The organism is Roseivirga sp. (genome assembly GCF_965216855.1).
Lineage (GTDB): Bacteria > Bacteroidota > Bacteroidia > Cytophagales > Cyclobacteriaceae > Roseivirga.
Genome location: NZ_OZ244204.1, coordinates 3,242,743 through 3,261,936, shown reverse-complemented (window position 1 = coordinate 3,261,936; position 19,194 = coordinate 3,242,743). Strand labels below are relative to the sequence as shown.

18 protein-coding genes and 1 tRNA gene are annotated in these 19,194 nt (G+C 41.7%); 12 read left to right on the top strand and 7 right to left on the bottom strand.

The annotated features are described in order from the left end of the window. Positions 1-4: 4 nt before the first annotated feature. Entirely contained in the window at positions 5-931 is a 927-nt protein-coding gene (locus ACOOEY_RS14505; protein ID WP_420385443.1) for a DUF1835 domain-containing protein, read from the top strand. Here ACOOEY_RS14505 and ACOOEY_RS14500 read toward each other — a convergent pair. Both ACOOEY_RS14500 and ACOOEY_RS14495 read right to left on the bottom strand, forming a co-directional pair. Further along, complete coding sequence (locus ACOOEY_RS14500) at positions 915-1,790, bottom strand: DUF4097 family beta strand repeat-containing protein (protein ID WP_420385442.1); 876 nt, start codon at positions 1,788-1,790, stop codon at positions 915-917. The genes ACOOEY_RS14505 and ACOOEY_RS14500 overlap by 17 nt on opposite strands. 53 nt (positions 1,791-1,843) lie before the next feature. Beyond that, positions 1,844-3,154, bottom strand: coding sequence for a DEAD/DEAH box helicase (locus tag ACOOEY_RS14495; RefSeq protein ID WP_420385441.1), 1,311 nt, complete (start codon positions 3,152-3,154; stop codon positions 1,844-1,846). A gap of 64 nt (positions 3,155-3,218) precedes the next feature. Here ACOOEY_RS14495 and ACOOEY_RS14490 point away from each other — a divergent pair, with 64 nt between their 5' ends. The 11 genes from ACOOEY_RS14490 to ACOOEY_RS14440 all read left to right on the top strand — a co-directional run bounded on the left by ACOOEY_RS14490 (position 3,219) and on the right by ACOOEY_RS14440 (position 11,790). Next, positions 3,219-4,556 (top strand): dihydroorotase, encoded by a 1,338-nt coding sequence (locus tag ACOOEY_RS14490; RefSeq protein WP_420385440.1) that lies wholly within the window; start codon positions 3,219-3,221, stop codon positions 4,554-4,556. Between the two features lie 40 nt (positions 4,557-4,596). Next, positions 4,597-5,667, top strand: a complete 1,071-nt coding sequence (locus tag ACOOEY_RS14485; RefSeq protein WP_420385439.1) for a hypothetical protein — start codon at positions 4,597-4,599, stop codon at positions 5,665-5,667. A gap of 95 nt (positions 5,668-5,762) precedes the next feature. Next, positions 5,763-5,839: transfer RNA gene (locus tag ACOOEY_RS14480), tRNA-His, on the top strand. Between the two features lie 144 nt (positions 5,840-5,983). Beyond that, positions 5,984-6,517, top strand: a complete 534-nt coding sequence (locus ACOOEY_RS14475) for a Crp/Fnr family transcriptional regulator (protein ID WP_420385438.1) — start codon at positions 5,984-5,986, stop codon at positions 6,515-6,517. A gap of 77 nt (positions 6,518-6,594) precedes the next feature. Further along, positions 6,595-7,032, top strand: coding sequence for a hypothetical protein (locus tag ACOOEY_RS14470; RefSeq protein WP_420385437.1), 438 nt, complete (start codon positions 6,595-6,597; stop codon positions 7,030-7,032). Positions 7,033-7,150: 118 nt separating this feature from the next. Continuing rightward, positions 7,151-8,446, top strand: coding sequence for a hypothetical protein (locus tag ACOOEY_RS14465; RefSeq protein ID WP_420385436.1), 1,296 nt, complete (start codon positions 7,151-7,153; stop codon positions 8,444-8,446). A 73-nt stretch (positions 8,447-8,519) separates the two neighbouring features. After that, entirely contained in the window at positions 8,520-9,056 is a 537-nt protein-coding gene (locus ACOOEY_RS14460) for a hypothetical protein (RefSeq protein ID WP_420385435.1), read from the top strand. A 204-nt stretch (positions 9,057-9,260) separates the two neighbouring features. Then, a complete protein-coding gene (locus ACOOEY_RS14455) occupies positions 9,261-9,902 on the top strand; it encodes a hypothetical protein (protein ID WP_420385434.1) in 642 nt (213 codons plus the stop codon). Positions 9,903-9,914: 12 nt separating this feature from the next. After that, positions 9,915-10,508, top strand: coding sequence for a hypothetical protein (locus ACOOEY_RS14450; RefSeq protein ID WP_420385433.1), 594 nt, complete (start codon positions 9,915-9,917; stop codon positions 10,506-10,508). Between the two features lie 5 nt (positions 10,509-10,513). Continuing rightward, positions 10,514-11,143: a hypothetical protein gene (locus tag ACOOEY_RS14445; protein WP_420385432.1), complete on the top strand. Its 630-nt coding sequence runs from the start codon at positions 10,514-10,516 to the stop codon at positions 11,141-11,143. A gap of 110 nt (positions 11,144-11,253) precedes the next feature. After that, positions 11,254-11,790, top strand: a complete 537-nt coding sequence (locus ACOOEY_RS14440) for a YceI family protein (protein WP_420385431.1) — start codon at positions 11,254-11,256, stop codon at positions 11,788-11,790. 71 nt (positions 11,791-11,861) lie between these two features. Here the strand turns inward: ACOOEY_RS14440 and ACOOEY_RS14435 are convergent, their stop codons facing one another. From ACOOEY_RS14435 to ACOOEY_RS14415, 5 genes are all read right to left on the bottom strand, one after another. Beyond that, positions 11,862-13,523, bottom strand: coding sequence for a sodium:solute symporter (locus ACOOEY_RS14435; RefSeq protein ID WP_420385430.1), 1,662 nt, complete (start codon positions 13,521-13,523; stop codon positions 11,862-11,864). 182 nt (positions 13,524-13,705) lie between these two features. Beyond that, positions 13,706-15,109 (bottom strand): sugar porter family MFS transporter, encoded by a 1,404-nt coding sequence (locus tag ACOOEY_RS14430; protein WP_420385429.1) that lies wholly within the window; start codon positions 15,107-15,109, stop codon positions 13,706-13,708. An 86-nt stretch (positions 15,110-15,195) separates the two neighbouring features. Then, positions 15,196-16,521: a xylose isomerase gene (gene xylA / locus ACOOEY_RS14425; protein ID WP_420385428.1), complete on the bottom strand. Its 1,326-nt coding sequence runs from the start codon at positions 16,519-16,521 to the stop codon at positions 15,196-15,198. An 11-nt stretch (positions 16,522-16,532) separates the two neighbouring features. Beyond that, complete coding sequence (locus tag ACOOEY_RS14420; protein ID WP_420385427.1) at positions 16,533-18,014, bottom strand: xylulokinase; 1,482 nt, start codon at positions 18,012-18,014, stop codon at positions 16,533-16,535. Between the two features lie 132 nt (positions 18,015-18,146). Further along, complete coding sequence (locus ACOOEY_RS14415) at positions 18,147-18,944, bottom strand: pentapeptide repeat-containing protein (protein ID WP_420385426.1); 798 nt, start codon at positions 18,942-18,944, stop codon at positions 18,147-18,149. Positions 18,945-19,194: the final 250 nt, after the last annotated feature.

The window sequence follows — 19,194 nt, the reverse complement described above, 5'->3', positions numbered from 1 at the left end:
TTTTATGGCCACGACAATCCACATCCTCAACGGAGACAGCACACTTCAAATTTTTAAACAGACGAAAATCGAAGGAGAGACCCTGGTGTGGAGAGAAGTGTTATCAGAGGGTCCTGTAAATATTGACTTCAACTCAGCTTCGTTTTGGGAGGAAAGAGAAGTATTTATGACTCATAAGTTCTCCATTGAAGAAGGAGCTTATGCGGCCGAAGTCAGAAAACCTTTCGAGAAGTTTACAAATCGCCTGAACGAGTTTGATGAGGTAGTACTGTGGTTCGAATACGACCTCTTCTGCCAAATCAACATGATGGCACTGATTCATTGGCTGGGGAAAGAAAGAGCTCCCGGACAGACCATATCCCTTGTCTGTGCAGGTAAAATGGATGACTCGGGAAAACTCTATGGATTGGGAGAGTTGACACCAATGCAATTTGAAGCACTTTATGGCAAGAAACTGAAGCTGAATACGAGAGAGTTTGAGTTTGCAACAGATGTCTACGCAGCATATTGTTCTCCTGAAGTGGACGAACTTTTCACTTTTACCATTATGCCCTCAGATGAGTTTTGGTATATCTCTGATGCGTTAAAGACCCATTTTAAACGATTCCCCCACACCACCAATGGTCTCACAGAGATTGAGCAAAAAATCCTGGAACTAGCTTCTGAAACTGATAACCAACGCGAATTAGTAGGCAAACTCTTGCGCTGGCAAACCCACTATGGTTTTGGGGACCTTCAGTATTTCGATATTCTAAATTCGCTGGAAGCTTTGTTTAATAACTTCGACACACTCCAATTAAAAACAGAGCCCGAATTGAGCTCTGCTATTAAAAATCTTGATCGAAGTATCAAACTGGGTGGTGCCAGTTTGAAAGATTGGAGTTATGACCCGCAGACCGAAGAATTGGTTAAAACTAGTTCCGGGCATTAAGTCTTACCCTTCCATCGTTTATCCTGATATCCACATCGGCTGACCCACCATCAAGTGAAAGCCTCACTCTGTGATCAGACTCTTCGTCTACTTTAAAAGGACTTGAAGAACTGACTCTGCCGTCATCTTTAGCTATAAAAAAGCTACCTCCTCCATTCAGTATAAGCAAGTCTATGTCAGCATCATCTCCCCTGAATTCATAAATACCATTGTCGTCAAGGCTGGTTTCAATAGAAACATTACCGTCTTCAGAGTCAATATCAATGCGGTTAAAGGCACCGTTTCTCACATCTACATCGCCATCTTCTGTTCTCACATATAGCCTGCCTACACCACCATCGAGGCGTAAATCACCATCTTCAATGACAACATCAACATTTTCAGTCTTCGTTTCGAAGATTTCGATATCACCATCTTCAACATCCAGTGATATAGACCCGTCAACGCTTCTAATGACATAATCGTCATCTTCACCGTCTATTTTCAGCGAACCAGCACGGGGCATTTCAATGGTAATTTCATATTCTGTTCTGAATGAGCCTATACTGATTCTTACATTACCTGACCTTCTTTCCTTAATGTACAAATCACCACTTACTTCTTCAACATCGACAGAGAAACGCCTGCCCCCTGACCTGATCCCATTGACGTATTCAATTCGGTCAATTTTTACGTGAACATCGTTGCGATCTGAACCGATAATGCGGACATCAGCATCTTCAGAAGAGAGATAAACCGTACCATTCGCGCCCAGGGCATAGTTTTCATCCAGATGAAATTCACCTTCTTTTTGGGCCTGGGCATTAAAACTGATTAGGAAGAGTGCAAGCACAGCACTCCATAAGACTTTTCGTTGCATATTATTTTGAGTTTGAGTTGTAAGCGAATTTAGCAATTTTTCCAAAGCCTCCCTTACCTCCTCTTCCCTCTGCGGTTTCCCTTCTTGTTCTTAGGTTTACTACGCTGATCAAATTTCTTTTTCTTCTCATGAAAGGCGCCTTTAAATGTAGGGTCTAATTTCTTTTTCATGTTATCCAGTGTACGCGCCATTTCCTGTCTCTCCTCAAATGGAGTTTTTTCAATGACTATACCTTGCGGCATCTCCGCGCGATTAATTTCCTGCTGAATAATCTTTTCAATTCTGGGAACATGCTGCATTTCTAACTCATTAGCAAAAGTGATAGCCATTCCTTCATTTTCAGCCCGCCCTGTTCTACCAATCCTATGCACATAATCTTCATAAACCAGTGGCAAGTCAAAATTGATGACATGCGAAACCATTGAGATATCCATACCCCTGGCAGTCACATCGGTTGATACCAGTACCCTGATATCTCCCTCACGAAATTCATTTACTGCATTAATTCTGCTATTCTGCCCTTTATTGGCATGAACCACGCGCACCGGACCTAACTCCCTTCTATCAATATACTTGGCAATGCTATCTGCATTGGTTTTGGTCTTTACAAAAACAATAACCCTTGAGAACTCCTCCTGCTGCAAGAAGTGAATCAACAGATTGATCTTGGTCTTAAAGTTAGGCACTTCATACAGCCACTGCTCAATGGTTTCTGCAACAGTGGCCTGTGGAGCCACTTCAACCCTCTGTGGAAACTCTAAAAACTCTTCAGTCAGCTTTACCACCCGATCAGCCATAGTAGCTGAAAAAAGCATGTTTTGCCGCTTTCTCGGTACCACTTCCAAAATCTGACGGATTTGAGGAACAAAGCCCATATCCATCATCTTGTCCGCCTCATCAAGGATCAGTGTCTTCAATTGTTTCGGCATGATGTGGCCTTTGAGGTAAAGATCCATAAACCTCCCCGGAGTACTCACAATCAGGTCTACTCCCTTTTCCACTTCTTCAATCTGAGTTTTAGGTCCGACACCACCATACAAAGCAGCCATTCTCAAGTCGGTATACTTAGCTATATCCTTGAAGTTTTCAGCAATCTGAAGCACTAGCTCACGTGTTGGAGCCAGGATAAGTGCTCGAGGATCATTCCCCTGAGCATATTTCAGCTTCATGATCAATGGAGCAACAAAAGCCAGCGTTTTACCCGTTCCGGTTTGAGCAATACCAAAAAGGTCGTGACCGGCCAGCGCCACAGGGATTACTTTAGATTGTATCTCCGTAGGCTTTGTAAAGCCCAGGTCTTCAATCGCATTCAGAATCTGACGATTCAACTTTAAATCCTCAAATAATTGAACTTCCTCTGCCATTTTCTGAGTAATCGTATTTGTTTTGTTATGCAATTACGTGAAACCCAAAGCAAATTAAAATTTTATGGCCTCTACGCTTATTCTAAATGGAACATTGGTTAATGAAGGTAAGACCTTTGAAGCCGATTTACTGATAGTAAATGACAGAATTGAGCAGATTGGAACTGATCTGCAGCATTTAAATGCCGACCATATTATTGACGCCACAGGGCTTCATATTTTACCCGGGCTTATCGATGATCAGGTTCACTTTAGGGAACCCGGCCTTACTCATAAAGGAGAAATATATACTGAATCGAGAGCAGCTGTAGCAGGAGGCATTACCTCTTTTATGGAAATGCCCAATACTGTGCCTAATGCATTAACTCAGGAGCTATTGCAAGACAAATTTGATATTGCTGCCCGAAACAGTATTGCGAATTACAGCTTCTTTATGGGGGCTTCTAATGACAATATTGATGAGGTACTGAAAACCAATCCCAAGACAGTTTGCGGTGTGAAAATATTTATGGGTTCCTCTACAGGAAATATGCTGGTCGATAACCAGAAAACCCTGGAGAATATTTTCGCCAACTCCCCAACCATTATTGCAACACATTGTGAGTCTGAAGAAATCATCAGAGCCAATACTGCCAAAGCCAGAGAAAAATACGGAGAGAATGTACCCATCGCTATGCATCCGGTGATCCGTGATGAAGAGGCCTGCTATGCCTCATCTTCAGCAGCTATTGCCCTGGCCAAGAAGACAGGTGCCCGATTACACATATTGCATATTTCCACAGGAAAGGAGACTCTTCAGTTTGACAACAGCATACCCCTGAAAGACAAAAAGATCACCTCAGAAGCCTGTACTCATCACCTCTGGTTTTCAGACCAGGACTATGCAGAAAAAGGAACTCTGATTAAATGGAACCCTGCCGTTAAGACAGCCGCAGACCGGGAAGCCATCAGAAAAGCAGTCAATGAGAACCGCATTGATGTACTGGCAACAGACCACGCACCTCACACCATAGAAGAAAAACAGAACACCTACTTCTCTGCTCCATCGGGAGGACCATTGGTTCAACATAACTTACCTGCCCTACTGGACCTTTACCATCAGGGTGTGTTCACTCTGGAAAAGATTGTAGAGAAATCTGCACATGCCGTTGCCGATCTATTCGATGTCGCTGAAAGAGGGTACCTGAGAGAAGGATACCTGGCCGATATTGTTCTCGTCAACCTGAATAAGAGCTGGGAAGTAACCAAGTCCAATCTACTCTACAAGTGTGGTTGGTCCCCTTTCGAAGGTCATCAGTTTAAATCAAGTGTGGAAAAAACCTTTGTCAATGGACAATTGGTCTATGATAGCGGCAAGGTCATTGAAGGATCAAATGGTCGCAGACTTGATTTTGACCGATAATTTGCTTTGTTGCTTTCAGTCAGAACATCGTTTTTAAACTATGAGATTCTACTATGCCGTATTGCTTTTGGCAACCTTTGGTTTGTCGCTTTCACTGAGCCATTCAGTGAAGGGGCAAACCATGGATGATTTTGAAAAAGCAGCTAAAAAGGCAGCCAAAAAACCGGAGAAGAAAAAAAACAAGGCAGAATTAACAGAGATTTATACGACACTTCAGTCGGAACAGGTAAATCGACTCCTGACCATATTCAATGATGGTAATGGAGATTTCAGCCAGGAATTAGCCGATGCTGTAAGAACTTACAAAAAGCTGGAAAACACCTATTCCGGCATATATACCAACACCCCACAGCTGGCAGAAGAGGAACAATTGGACCTCTTTCTTGAACAGACCAAACACGACTTTTTTGATAGAGGTAAAACCCTTGTAGGCCAGGACACCAAAGAAGGTTATATCCGTGCGCTAGATTATTTAGGTCTGGTCAAGAGCCTCGACCCTAATTACAAGGAGATTGTCAGCCTGTATAATAAAGCAGAAGCCAATGCCACTTATAATATTCTGATCGACTACGACCTGGGTAACTTCCCGGAACAGGATAGGTTAATGAGAGAAGTCTTAAATGATGTCAACATGAGTCTTTCCAACTATAATACAGAAAGACGTACATTCTATGTAGTTGCGAGGCCCGGAGACGATTATCAGCTTACCTATCTGTTTACCTTCAAGTACCTTGACCTGGGTAACATCAGCAAAAAGAACGACAACAAGACCTATGAACGAAGAGTCAACGGACAAACCAAGAGGGCTCAGGTTACTTTTGAAAACTTCTCGAGAAATTCCAAAGTAAGTGGAGTGTTTACCATCGTCAACAACATTACTGGCGAGACAATAGAAAAAGATCAATTCAACTTCAACTATGATACACGCGGCACCAACACTATCATTTCAGGTGATTTAGACGCAATAGGCCCTATTACTTTACAAGAGCTTCAAAGACAAAGAAGTTCTGAGGTAGACATAGAAAACCAATCAATAGAAGAATTCAAGCGCAGAATGGAGCAGCTCCTTGAACGACATTTACGTTACAATTACACTTCGGGAAATTCCTGATCTGAGGAAATATTTCTCACAAAATATCTATTGACTTTGATTAAAAATGAAGTACATTTGCAGCCCATTAGAAATGAATTTCATTTCGCAACACGGTGGTTGTAGTTCAGTTGGTTAGAATGCCTGATTGTGGTTCAGGAGGTCGCCGGTTCGAGTCCGGTCTTCCACCCCATAAGCCAGTTACATAAGTAGCTGGCTTTTTTGTTTTACATCTTTCCTAAGGAAATAAAACATAACTTCGAATTGCCATTGAAACCTCACCTGTAAAAGTTCTAATCCCATGACTCAATCATTGAGATCAACTATTGAAAGAATAATGAAAGTCCCTAATCAGGAGTGGAATGTGTTTGAGTCAATCTTAGAAACAAAAGAGCTGGAAAAGCGGGACTATTTGTTGCGCGAAGGTCAGGTCTGCCAACAGGTTTACTTCTTATGTGATGGTATCTTAAGGGCTTTTCACACAAGCGAGGACGGTAGAGAAATAAATACTGCATTCTACTTCAAGAATGAATTTCTTCGTGAAATAGAGAGCATGACGGAGAACATCCCTACTTCAAAAAACATTCAGGCCATCAAAGCATGTACTGTCATATGTATTGATAAGTCCAAACTGACGGGCCTATATGCTCAATCAGGTTTCTATCAGCAGGTGGGACGAGCTATACTGGAAAGCCTCACCATAGCCGAACAAAGATATTCCTACCTTTTAACCACTTACTCACCTAAAGAAAGGTATTTGTATTTACTCAAGGAAAGACCTGAACTCATTGAGCAGGTTCCACTTCAACACCTTGCTTCCTACATAGGAATTAGCAGAGAATCTTTGAGTAGAATAAGGAGAAGAATCTGACTTGGAATTATGTGACTTTCGTCAAAAGAATAGGTGTTGATCATCTCTACATTTGAGTCATTCTAAAACTCAAAAAGATGAGAAATCTAACTCTGATAACCCTATTAAGTACAGTAAGCCTTATGAATTGTCAACCACAAAGTCAGACTACTCCGGAAAAAACAATCCAGCAAATTATTGGTCTCGCTGAAGAGGCTGCGGCCAACAGAAATATTAATCTCCTCTCCCAACTCTTACATGAAGACTATCGCGTGGTAGCCAATCGCTTTAAAGGAAGTAAGTCAGCAACAATCATTTCGAAAGATGTTTATCTGAGTATGATGGAAAGCGAAAAAATCGGAGGCACCAGCTATACGATCAAATTCAACGATGTAAAAATTACAGCACACACTGCAATGGTAGATCTGCTCTTCATTTCTGAAGAAAGCTCAGACATGCACAAATACCTTATTTTGATTCAAGATGAAAAAGATCAGTGGAAGATAGTGAGCGATATTCCAATTGTAATGGAGTAAGAATTTTCATCAGCCACACACATGAAGTCATAAAATTACTTTTTCACTATTTATTTTAATTATTATGACTTATAATTGAATCACGGGGCTAATTATTTCTAACCCAAATTTTTCAATTATGAGAAAAATGATTAGCCTTTTCCTCCTGCTATCAGTAGCATTTAGCTGCGAGCACTCCAATGAGCCCAGCCCCGAATTAATTGATGAGCAACTAGAAATGTTGAGCATCATGAAGTTCACCGCACAAACTGTAAGTGAGATATCAATTAACCCATCCGTACGCAATGAATTAATGGACTATGCGCGTCAGGAGTTCGATGGAGAAGTGACAGCCCATTTTACCAGGCTACTGAGCACAGAAAACAGAAGTACTGGCGCAGACAGTCATGGAGCTTTTGCGAGTAGCTTTAGAGTAAAAGCCACCAGCTTCGACAATGATATACGCAGATACCAATCGGCCGGTGGCGTAACCGGAAGCCTTGAGGCATACTTGAAGGACCACAATATGGTTTTGTATGGCCCCTATCTCGCAGAAAACCATGCTAATTCAGCGGAGCCTATTACTGTTTCTTTTGACCCTCTGGATGAAGAGAAAATTTCCAATATGGGCTACCAACTCATTCCTAAAGTGAGACAAGGCAATACCGCCAATCATGGCGAGCTTGATGCTCTTTTCAATATTGATGATTATGAGCTGGTCGAGGTACAGGGCATAGATGACCAATATGCCTATGACCACCCCACCCTGTTTGTAATCATTGATGATGGTTATTCAGATGATTTGCCCGGGGTACCCGGAGGTGGAGGCAGTACCCCTGGAGCGGGAGGTGCATATACCAGCAGGGACATTGATTGTGAACTGTTACAAGACACGGACATCGTGCAACTGTATATGAGAAAGTTCAGATTAAATGGAAACCTAAGAAGTGCACCTTGGCAACGAAACTTATTAGATATGTGGTTGGTGACTGGGGATGATATCTCTTTCGATATTAACAATACTGCCGTAGTTAATGATAACACAGCCAAGCTCTGGAAGTCCAAACAGGTTAGCAAAAAGAATAGCAGAAAAAAGAACTGGCTAAATACAGACCTGGGGGCCTTAGACCTCAATTGGGAAAGAACTGAAGTAAACGCCTATCTAATTCTAGCTTATAAAAGTGGTAAAGATGGAGGCAAGGTCACTGCAAATGTTTCAACGATCATTAAGCCTACAGGCGGAAATGAAACCACTACAACATTAAATGTTGAGGTTATTTTATCAGAGAAATTCGAGTCATTCTATCAATTCCCTTATGATAGGTGTGGAACATTAGCTGTTTTCAAAACGGACCAAGGGCTTGGACTGCACGAAGGATTATCAATCCTTGGTGCTGATAAAATGGCGTTTACGTTTGACATTGCTATTAAGTAAGATGTATAAATACAGATTACTCTTGTTAATCGGTCTCTGCATATACCCAGTATCTGCTAGCGCCCAGTCTCAAGTGCTAGATAATAGTCAGATAGGAATTACCTACAGTCTAATTGACAGTTGGAGAACTACAAAAAATCTTTATCAAATAAGTAGTCAAAAGTCTATCAATGCAGTAGAATCATTGGGTTTATTCTATTCATATAAAACCAAGAAGGCATTTATTTTACAGTTGAACTATAGCGTAGACCGGGTTCAACACAGAGACCTTAACCGAACATTTTTCAATTCTTCATACCATTTAAGTATTGGGCATTTTTTCGATATTACTGAACTTTCTCAACTTACACCTAAGCTTGGGTTCAGCGTGATTAATCATGTAGATTACTACACCATTATCGCGGAAGTGGTGGGCAGGCCTGAAACCCGATCTATAACACACTATTATAGTGGTAAAGAACCCTTCCGTAATTGGTCGGTGGGCTTCGATTATCGTCATCGATTCCTGCCGAAACTATACGTTGGACTAAGTCTGGACTTAACATACAACTTCGTCTTCAATCATGGACGAACGTACCTTTCACCTTATCTCGCCTTTGACTTAAAATGAAAGTCCTATTTATTTTATCTGTGATCCTATTTCTAACATTCACCTCCAAATAAGATGGATAGACTCACCAAATGGCTCATTGGGGCAATAACAATCTTAGCTCTCCTAACAACTCTAAATATACATGGCCAAGAAGCAGTAAGGCGCATCTGTTCCTATGGAAAATTGGAGTTTACCCTGCAACCTTACGAAGATTAATGCCTCATGAAGTTTATCTTTATTTTCACTTTATTGATGACATTTGGTCTTACTTTATCAGGCCAGTCCTATTTCAGTTTACCAAAAATTCAGGATGAAACTTCAAGTAAGCATTCGATTGGAATTGCCATTGGAAGATTAAGAGAGTGGAGATTCAAAAATGTAGACTCTCAATTCTACACTCCTAACAATGGCACATCACTGGCTCTCAACTACAACTACCAAATAGCCTCATATTGGACAATCCAAATGTTAATTCATTTCGACAGAGTTCGTGAACAAGATTTGAGGAAAATATTTTTCAATAATACATACAATCTAACTCTGGCCAGAAACTTATTGAAAGAAAGAGACAACGAAATACGTGTATTTCTAGGGTTCGCTTTTATTGATGAGATTGGTTACGATGTTAGCCATCCGGGTACAAATGGTCCTAATTTACAGGTTAGTTTCATCAACATTCGGAAATATCACTCTCCATATACAAGCTTTGGTATTGAGTATCTGACCTCTCTTTCCAAACAAGTCTCCATTGGCTTTAGACTTAACACTTATTATGACCTAATCAACTTTGGAAGAACAGACATACTAGGGTTTATCAAGATGCGACTGTCTAAAAAACCGCACAAAGGCTACTCTATAAAATGACATCCTGGTTCTATGAAATCAACCTTAATCTACATTACGATCCTCTCGCTCTTCAACCTAGAGCTACTTAGCCAGATAAATCAAAACAATCCTCCCAGGAACTCTTCCATTAGTATCAACATTGGAAAGCTTCGGGAATGGCGATCTCTTGAAATCACAAGTTGCGAACCTAATAATGATGGGATTTCGAACAGTATCTCCTATAGAAGATTCTTAAATAATCATTGGTTCATCACTGCTACTTTGCACCTTGACCTGGTAGATGAGAAAGTACTGAATGAAAAGCACTTGAACAGCGCTTATCAATTATCGGTTGGCAGAACACTTTACAAAGGCAGTATAAATAGTCTACACCTGGAAACGGGCCCTGCTCTATTGCAAGACTACATTATAACATATCAATGTTTAGATCTTGGTAATGGCTTAAGACCCGAAAATATAAGCGACAAATACAAATACACCGACTTCTATTCCTTTCTCTCCTTAGAGTTCGAACATCATTTGACCACCAAATGGAGTGTAGGTCTAAACCTCAGTAATTATTTCGATTTCTTAGGATACGGCAGAACTGATTTCACTGGAGTTATTAGGTATACTTTAAGGTAGAACTAATGGTATTTCAAAGAACAGTACTCATTATATGGACCTTAATTACTTCCCAAATTATTCTTAGAGGTCAGTCGAATCATTTTTTTGAAAATGGACAGCTTGGTATTTCCTATAGTCTTGTCAATAGCTGGAGAGCTACAAACAATCTTAATACAATCAACAGCCAAAAGTCTATCAATGAAGTAGAATCACTGGGTTTATTCTATTCATATAAAACCAAGAAGGCATTTATTTTACAGTTGAACTATAGTGTAGACCGGGTTCAACACAGAGACCTTAACCGAACATTTTTCAATTCTTCTTACCATCTAAGTATTGGGCATTGTATCGACATCACTGAACTTTCTCAGCTTACCCCTAAGCTTGGGTTCAGCGTGATTAATCATGTAGATTACTACACCATTATCGCGGAAGTGGTGGGCAGGCCTGAAACCCGATCTATAACACACTATTATAGTGGTAAAGAACCCTTCCGTAATTGGTCGGTGGGCTTCGATTATCGTCATCAATTCCTGCCGAAGCTATATGTTGGCTTAAGTCTGGACCTGACATACAACTTCATTTTCAAAGACGGACGAACGTATCTTTCTCCTTATCTCGCGATAAGTCTGAGACGAAACAACCAGAAGTAAATCCATAATATGAGCCAACTCCTTCTCTGGATTTAAAAAATCTGAAATATTTGAAACTATATGTACATACATACAGTTATGAGATCAGAAACAAATTAAAACACAGAAATATGGAAACTTTAGCTAAAACATTATGGAAAGTAGACCCCACTCATAGTGAGGTTCAATTCAAAGTAAAGCACCTGGTCATCTCAACAGTGACTGGCCAATTCAATAATTTTGAGGGTGCTCTGGAGTCAGAAACAGAAGATTTTGATGGAGCCGATGCGAGCTTCAGCATTGAAACTGCCAGTGTTGACACCAATCAGTCAGACAGAGATAATCACTTGAAGAGTACCGATTTCTTCGATTCAGAGAATCATCCAAACATTATCTTCAAAGGTAAATTGAACAAATCAGGTAATGACTACAAATTAGTTGGAGACCTGACTATCAAGGACACTACGAAAAATGTAGAACTTGATGTAGAACATGGTGGAACCATGGTTGATGGCTATGGCCAGAACAAAGCCGGATTTGAAATTACCGGAAATATCAACAGAAAAGAATTCGGTTTAACCTGGAGTATGGTTACTGAAGCAGGTGGAGTAGTAGTTGGCGACAACGTGAAGCTTCAGCTCAATATTCAATTGATCGAATCTAAATAACCAGTTAGTATATCACTAAAAGAATCAGGCTGTCCCGATAGGTTTGTCGGGACAGCCTATTTATTAAACCGTCAACCGGTAAAATAGGTAAGCACAGAAATAACAACCACTACCAGGAGAACAGAGAACACAATATCTACCCAGGTGAAGCTACCTCTCTTCAACTGCTTCTGTTCCTCTGTCAGCGTACCAAAGGCAAGTCCTTCAATAGTCGCATAATTCGGACTGGCAGTAGCTAAGCTGGAAACAATCAATACAATAGCCGAGAAGATAAACATGAAAATAGCCATGTTGGCAAAATTGATTACTGCATATTGATAAAGCACTCCGGAAGCAGAATGTACACCAGTAGCCTTGAACTCAGCAATTTGGTCTGTATACACCAACTCTGCTACAATTCTTACCACAGCTATCACTAAACCGGCAAAAAGAGTAATAATTGCTCCTTTCGAATTCATGCGCTTCCATAAGATACCAAGCACAAAAACAGCAGCAATTGGCGGAGCTATATACGACTGCACGCTTTGCAGGTACTGATACATTACCCCTCCTCCAATCTTATCCATAATCGGAATCCAAATAATACCAAGCACCACAACGATACCTGTTGCCCATCGGCCAATAGTCAGCAGTTTCTTCTCCGACTCCTGAGGTCTCAGCTTCTTATAAATGTCTATTGTAAATATGGTTGAACAGGAGTTGAAGACTGAAGCCAAAGAGCTCATCAGAGCAGCCATCAATCCACCTGCCACCAGGCCTTTTAAACCAACGGGTAACAAGGCTTTCACCAGGGTTGGAAAAGCCTCATCGGAACGCCCCAATTCAATCATTCCCTTTTGGTCTAAGGCATAAGCAATAATACCGGGGATCAGGAAAATAAAGATGGGTAAAATCTTCAGGTAAGCTCCAAAAATAGCCCCTCTCCTACCAATCTTAATATTATTTGCTGCCAGGGTTCTTTGAACAATGTATTGATCTGTACACCAATACCAGACTCCCACTATTGTCCCGCCTATTAGTAAGCCCGTCCAGGGAAAGTCGGGGTCAGAGGCTGGTCGCCACATATTGAAGTGATCAGGACTGGTTGCTCTCACAGTCGCCTGCAACTCATCCCATCCTCCGATGGCCTGCATACCCAAGACGGTAATGACTACTGACCCTACAATCAGCACAACGGTTTGAAGTGTTTCTGTGTAGATCACAGCCTTCATTCCACCAATAATCGTGTAAAGACCGGTGAACAACACCACGCCAATAGCTCCATACCAGAATGGAATTCCGAGGAGTTCAGAAACAACAATTCCACCAGCATAAATCGTGACCGATACTTTGGTGATGACATAACCTACAAGTGAAAAAATCGAAAGGAACCACCTGGAACGACTATCATATCTTTTCTCGAGAAACTCCGGCATGGTGAAGGCATTGCTTCTCATGTAAAATGGCAGGAACAGCCAACCCAATAGCAACACGATCCAGGCATGGAGTTCGTAGTGAGCCATTGGCATACCAGATTCCGCTCCGGTACCCGCAAGTCCTACTACATGCTCTGAACCAATATTTGAAGCGAAGATCGAAGCTCCTATGACAAACCAACCCACATTTCTACCGGCCAGAAAGTAGTCTTCGGTGTCTTTATTTTTCTGGATTATTACCCAGGCTGCCACTCCGAGTAATGCCAGAAAATATATTCCCAGCACCACCCAATCGGCAGTTTCTAAAACAGAATTCATTTGCGTTTCATTAATTAGGAAAAGGTTAATTCTAAATATACAGATTTAAGACATCGATGATACTTCCGCTAATCAATCTGTATTTCATAAATTCTCAGTACCCATAATTAAAAAGACCCTTCCTAAATCAATCACTCTTAATTGATTCAGAAAAGGTCCTTCTAGCAAATCCCAGGGACCTATCAGGCCGTCATTTCTTCTAGTTCTTTACCTTTTGTCTCATATACATATTTGACAACGAAGAAGATGGACACAACTGCTCCGATGGTGTAGAGACTATAGGCAAATGCCAAACCAGCGGAACCGAGTAGAATCGGGAAGGTAAGTGTCACCAGGAAGTTCGCTCCCCATTGTGCCAAACCGGCAATTGCCAAACCCAATCCGCGAATCTGATTCGGGAACATCTCACCCAGCATTACCCACATTACAGGCCCCCATGAGGCATTAAAGAACACTACATAAGCGTTGGCAGCAATCAGGGCAAGCATACCCATAGCGTCACTTAATTCAAGGGTTCCGTCTACCAGAGAGCCCGTGGCGAAGGCATACACCACAAGGGCCAATGACACGCTCATTCCAACCGATCCTATCACCAAAAGCGGTTTTCTACCAATTCGGTCAACCAGCACCAAAGCGGCAGCCACGGCTCCAATACTCAGCGCTCCGGAGAGCACATTAATCAGCAATGCGTCACTCTCACCAAAACCTACAGCTTGCCAAAGTACGGCTCCGTAGTAGAACACCACATTAATACCGACAAACTGCTGGAACACAGCAAGCCCAATACCTATCCATACAATAGGCTTCACTCTTCCTTTTACCTTATCATATAAATCAGACAGTCTTGGCTTATGTCTGTCCTTAGCCAGTGAGGCATCAATTTCATCTACTTTTCTCTTACCAGTTACAGCTCCATATAGCTTACCTAAAACTTTCTCTGCTTTATCCTGCTTTTGCTTGGCGACCAGATAGCGCGGGCTTTCAGGGATAAAAAGTAAACTGATGAAGAACACTGCTGCCGGAATCATTTCCATCCAGAACATCCAACGCCATGTTTCAAAGTCCCACCAAAGCACGTTTTCAGCTGACCCTGAGATGTTAGCGAGTTGGTAGTTACTCAGGAAGGATAAGAACAAACCGGAAATAATAGCCACCTGTTGAATAGTAGCCAAAGCTCCTCTGTATTTAGCCGGAGCTATTTCACTGATATAAGCAGGGGCCATCACCGAGGCAGCACCAACTGCTAATCCGCCTAGTATTCTGTAGACAATAAATTCGCCAGATGAGCCAGCTATTCCAGAGCCCCAGGCTGAGATAATAAAAAAGATGGCTGAAAGAATGAGCATCGATCTTCGGCCATAAAGGTCAGCAAGCCTGCCCGCAAAGAAGGCACCTACAGCACAACCCAGTAACATAGAAGCTACATTGAAGCCACTGCCTATGTCTTGTGCGTTAAAGGCCGACTCCAGCCCCTTCACGGTACCATTAATTACTCCACTATCAAAGCCAAAAAGGAACCCACCAAGGGTAGCCACCAGGGTAATCCCAATGACGTAGAGCTTATTTATTTTTTCTTCTGTTTTCAAAATCGTATTGGTTAGAGGTAAAAAAACACACCTATATTAACTCAAAAAGCGGAGATTCTAAAAGGAGCCTCCGCTTCATGAAATTACTACAAGTATTGATTGATGATATTTTCAAATAATTCCTGCTGACCACTTCTGGCCGGAATCTGCTGATTCGCATTCGCGTGTGCTACTAAATCTTCCAGCGTCAACTCTCCATCTTCAAAAGCTTTTCCACTTCCGGAATCAAATGAGGCATAGCGATTGGCTCGCATCCTTTTATAAGGAGAATGTTCCAGTACGGCTTCCGCAGTAATGAGGGCTCTGGCAAAAGCGTCCATTCCTCCAATATGTGCGTAGAAGATATCCGTCAGATCTGTCGAGTTTCTTCTAATCTTAGCATCGAAATTGACACCTCCTCCCTGAAAGCCTCCGGCCTGAAGTATCACTAACATAGCTTGTGTCAGTTCATAGACATCGACTGGAAACTGGTCTGTATCCCAGCCATTCTGATAGTCACCTCGATTGGCATCTATACTTCCCAACAATCCATTATCTGCAGCCACCTGCAATTCATGTTCAAAGGTATGCTGTGCCAGGGTAGCATGGTTCACTTCTATATTCAATTTGAAGTCATCGAGCAAATCATACTTGGTAAGAAACCCTAATACGGTAGCAGCATCGAAGTCGTACTGGTGTTTGGAGGGCTCCATGGGTTTGGGCTCTATAAAGAAGTTTCCTTTGAAGTCCTGTTTTCTGGCATAGTCCTTTGCCATGTGAAGAAATCGAGCCATATGTTCCTGCTCTCTCTTCATATCCGTGTTCAATAAAGACATATAGCCTTCTCTTCCACCCCAGAAAACATAGTTCTCGCCACCCAGCTTAATGGTAGCGTCCAGGGCATTTTTGATTTGTGCTCCGGCCATTGCCACCACATCAAAATCCGGATTGGTAGCAGCTCCATTCATATACCTGGGATGACTGAAGCAGTTGGCAGTTCCCCAGAGTAGTTTTACTCCCGAGGCTTTTTGCTTTTCAAGCGCATAATCTGTGATGAGTTCAAGTCGTTTTTCAGACTCTGCCAATGTTGGGCCTTCCGCAATCATATCATAGTCATGAAAGCAATAATAAGGCGCCCCTATTTTCGTGATAAATTCAAAAGCTGCGTCCATCTTATCCTTAGCCTGCTGCAAAGGATCTGGGTTCTGAAGCCAGGGAAATTGTTGAGTTGGTGCCCCAAATGGGTCTGCCCCTACTCCTGTAAATGTATGCCAGTATGCTATGGCAAAACGAAAGTGTTCCTTCATCGTTTTGCCACCCACTGTTCTACTTTCATCATAATACTTAAAGGCTAACGGATTGTCTGAGTCCTTTCCCTCAAACTGAATCCTGTCAATGCCTTTAAAATATTCCGCGTTTCCAATCAAAGTCATTTTTCAGTGTTTTATGTCAAATATTCTTTAAGATCATTTTTCCAGAGCTCATAAGCTTCCTGATACTCATCGGTATTAGTCATTGGTTCAAAAGAAGCTGCCAGTTGATCAGTAGAAGCTGCTTCATCTATCGAAGAAAAGTCGCCAAAAGCCCAGGCAGCGGCTCTGGCGGCCCCAACTGCACCCGTGGTTTCCACTACTTCTATATTCGTTCCGGTGAGCGTAGAGATGGTATTCGAGAACAATTCAGACTGAAAGAGATTATCGTTTCCCGCCTTGACTCTGGACAGGTTGACACCATCCCTTTCAAGTATCTCCAGCCCGTACACAAACGAGAAGGCAATACCTTCCAAAGAGGCCCGAAGCAGGTGCTCCTTTTTATGTCGGTTAAAATTCAAACCTGAAACCCTCGCTCCTCTATTCTCATTGTATAGCATTCTTTCTGCACCATTTCCAAAGGGTAATATTCTTAAGTTATTGGCTCCAATCGGAACTGATGCTGCCATTTTATTCAATTCATGGTAGCTAACATCAGGTGCTACCTGGCTTCTCATCCAACTGTACTGAATACCCGTTCCGTTAATGCAAAGCATCTTTCCAATACGGGCAGTACCAGGTTGATGGTTGACGTGGGCAAAGCAATTAATTCTTTCTCCTTCTACAGTATTGGCCTGATCGGAGATGGCATAAACCACACCGGAAGTACCACCAGTGGCAGCAATCTCTCCCGGCTCAAGCACGTTCAGAGACAAGGCATTATTGGGTTGATCACCTGCCCTGTACATCACCGGAATACCTTTTGGCAAACCGCATTGTAATGCTGCGGCTTTAGTTATTCTTCCCTGGTCGGAAAAGGTTGGTAAAACCTCCGGGATAAGATCAGGGCTGATTCCTGCGACTTCCAACAGCCAATTCGCTGATTTGTCATCTTTGAAGTCCCAAAGAATCCCCTCGCTTAAACCTGAAATGGTTGTAGAACAATGTCCGGTTAGTTTCAAAGCAATGAAATCACCCGGCAACATGAACTTATGTACTTGATCAAAAAGCAATGGTTCATTTTCTTTCACCCACTTTAATTTTGACAGCGTAAAGTTACCGGGGGAATTAAGCAGGTTACTCAAACACTTTTCAGATCCGGTTTCAAGAAAAAGCTGCCTCCCCGTTTCTACCGCTCTGCTGTCACACCATATAATTGAGGGACGCAGCACCTGCATTTCTTTATCAACCAAAACCAACCCGTGCATTTGATAAGAGATTCCTATCCCTTTAATCTCATTTGAATTGACTGCTGATACTGCCAGAAGTTTTGAGGTTGCCTCACAAACATGTTGCCACCAGGTCTCCGGGTCTTGCTCGGCCCAACCAGCCTTGGGTGACTGGATTTCCATTTCCTTTTCAGGGTATTGAACGGTACTTTTCACCGATCCCTTTTCGGCATCAATAAGTGCTGCTTTGATAGACGAACTACCAATATCATAACCAATCCAATACATGAAAATAAACGCGTTCCAGGTTGATAATTCTCTAAATATAATCAACACTCACTGGACTGCGAACCATAGTGCACATATAATACTACTGAAAGGCACTAAACCTGACAGCTGAGAAGAAGACTGATAACGGGGTTAACTGGCGAGACTACGGAACTGGTTTATGTCTTCTACCCTCTGCACATATTTTCTAATATGTTTGAAATCACTAAAAACACCTTCTTGTTTCATTGCCACGATACGCTCAGAATTAACAATGCATACTGAGGCGGCCGATGGATCTAAAGGTTGCAGGTTTTGGAAGCTGACCTTAGAGTCGCTGCTGTTACAATTAGAGAAAAGAAAGAGGTTAGCACAGTAGCTGTCAATTTCAAATGAAGAATACTGCCCAATGGTACCAATATGGAGAATCTCTGAAACGTTGTTTTTCAATACCATGCTATCAAATCTCTCCGGGCAGAGGTAGATAGTAGACTTGAATGAGTTCTGCTCAGAATGACCATTATCATTTATACTGGCTTGTAAGATGTTGTTTTCACAAGCTACCTCTATGGCTTCGAAAATTGGGTTTCTCTCAATGTTCAGTGAGTTGATAGCCGAACCACCAATATGAAATCTTTTTACCAATGTGGAATCATTCAGATTGAGTTCATTGATTTCACATTCATTGATATCGACATCTCTGAATTCACAGCCCTCGAAAGAGAGCAGGTTCATTTGTGTCTGATTGAAACTGATATTGCCTAAAAACCTGCAATTCTTAAACACCAGATGTCCAAGATCACTTTCATTAAATTTCAAATCACACGGCAGCAATAGATCTTCAAGAATAAGCGCTCCATCAAACTTCACAGGGTATTCTGTGATTCTGAATTCGAGATCTTCACCCTTGAAAATTCTCTGAAGTTGTTTAGTATTTACGTTTCTAGGCATGGTTTATCGAAAGCTATAAGAATACCTACATAGTTATATAGACAACCGTGAAGGCTCAATACCTAAATCTTGGTATTTATTTCAATCGATTTCATTGATCAATTTAATTACCATTCATAAAACTTCCTCGATTTTCAGGAAATTTACTTGCTATATACTTGATTTTGTGCGCGTTAAATCTTTCTTTCGTGATAACTGCATTTCGCAGTGACTTCTTGTAAAACTTGTTTTACTCATTCTAACTCGACTT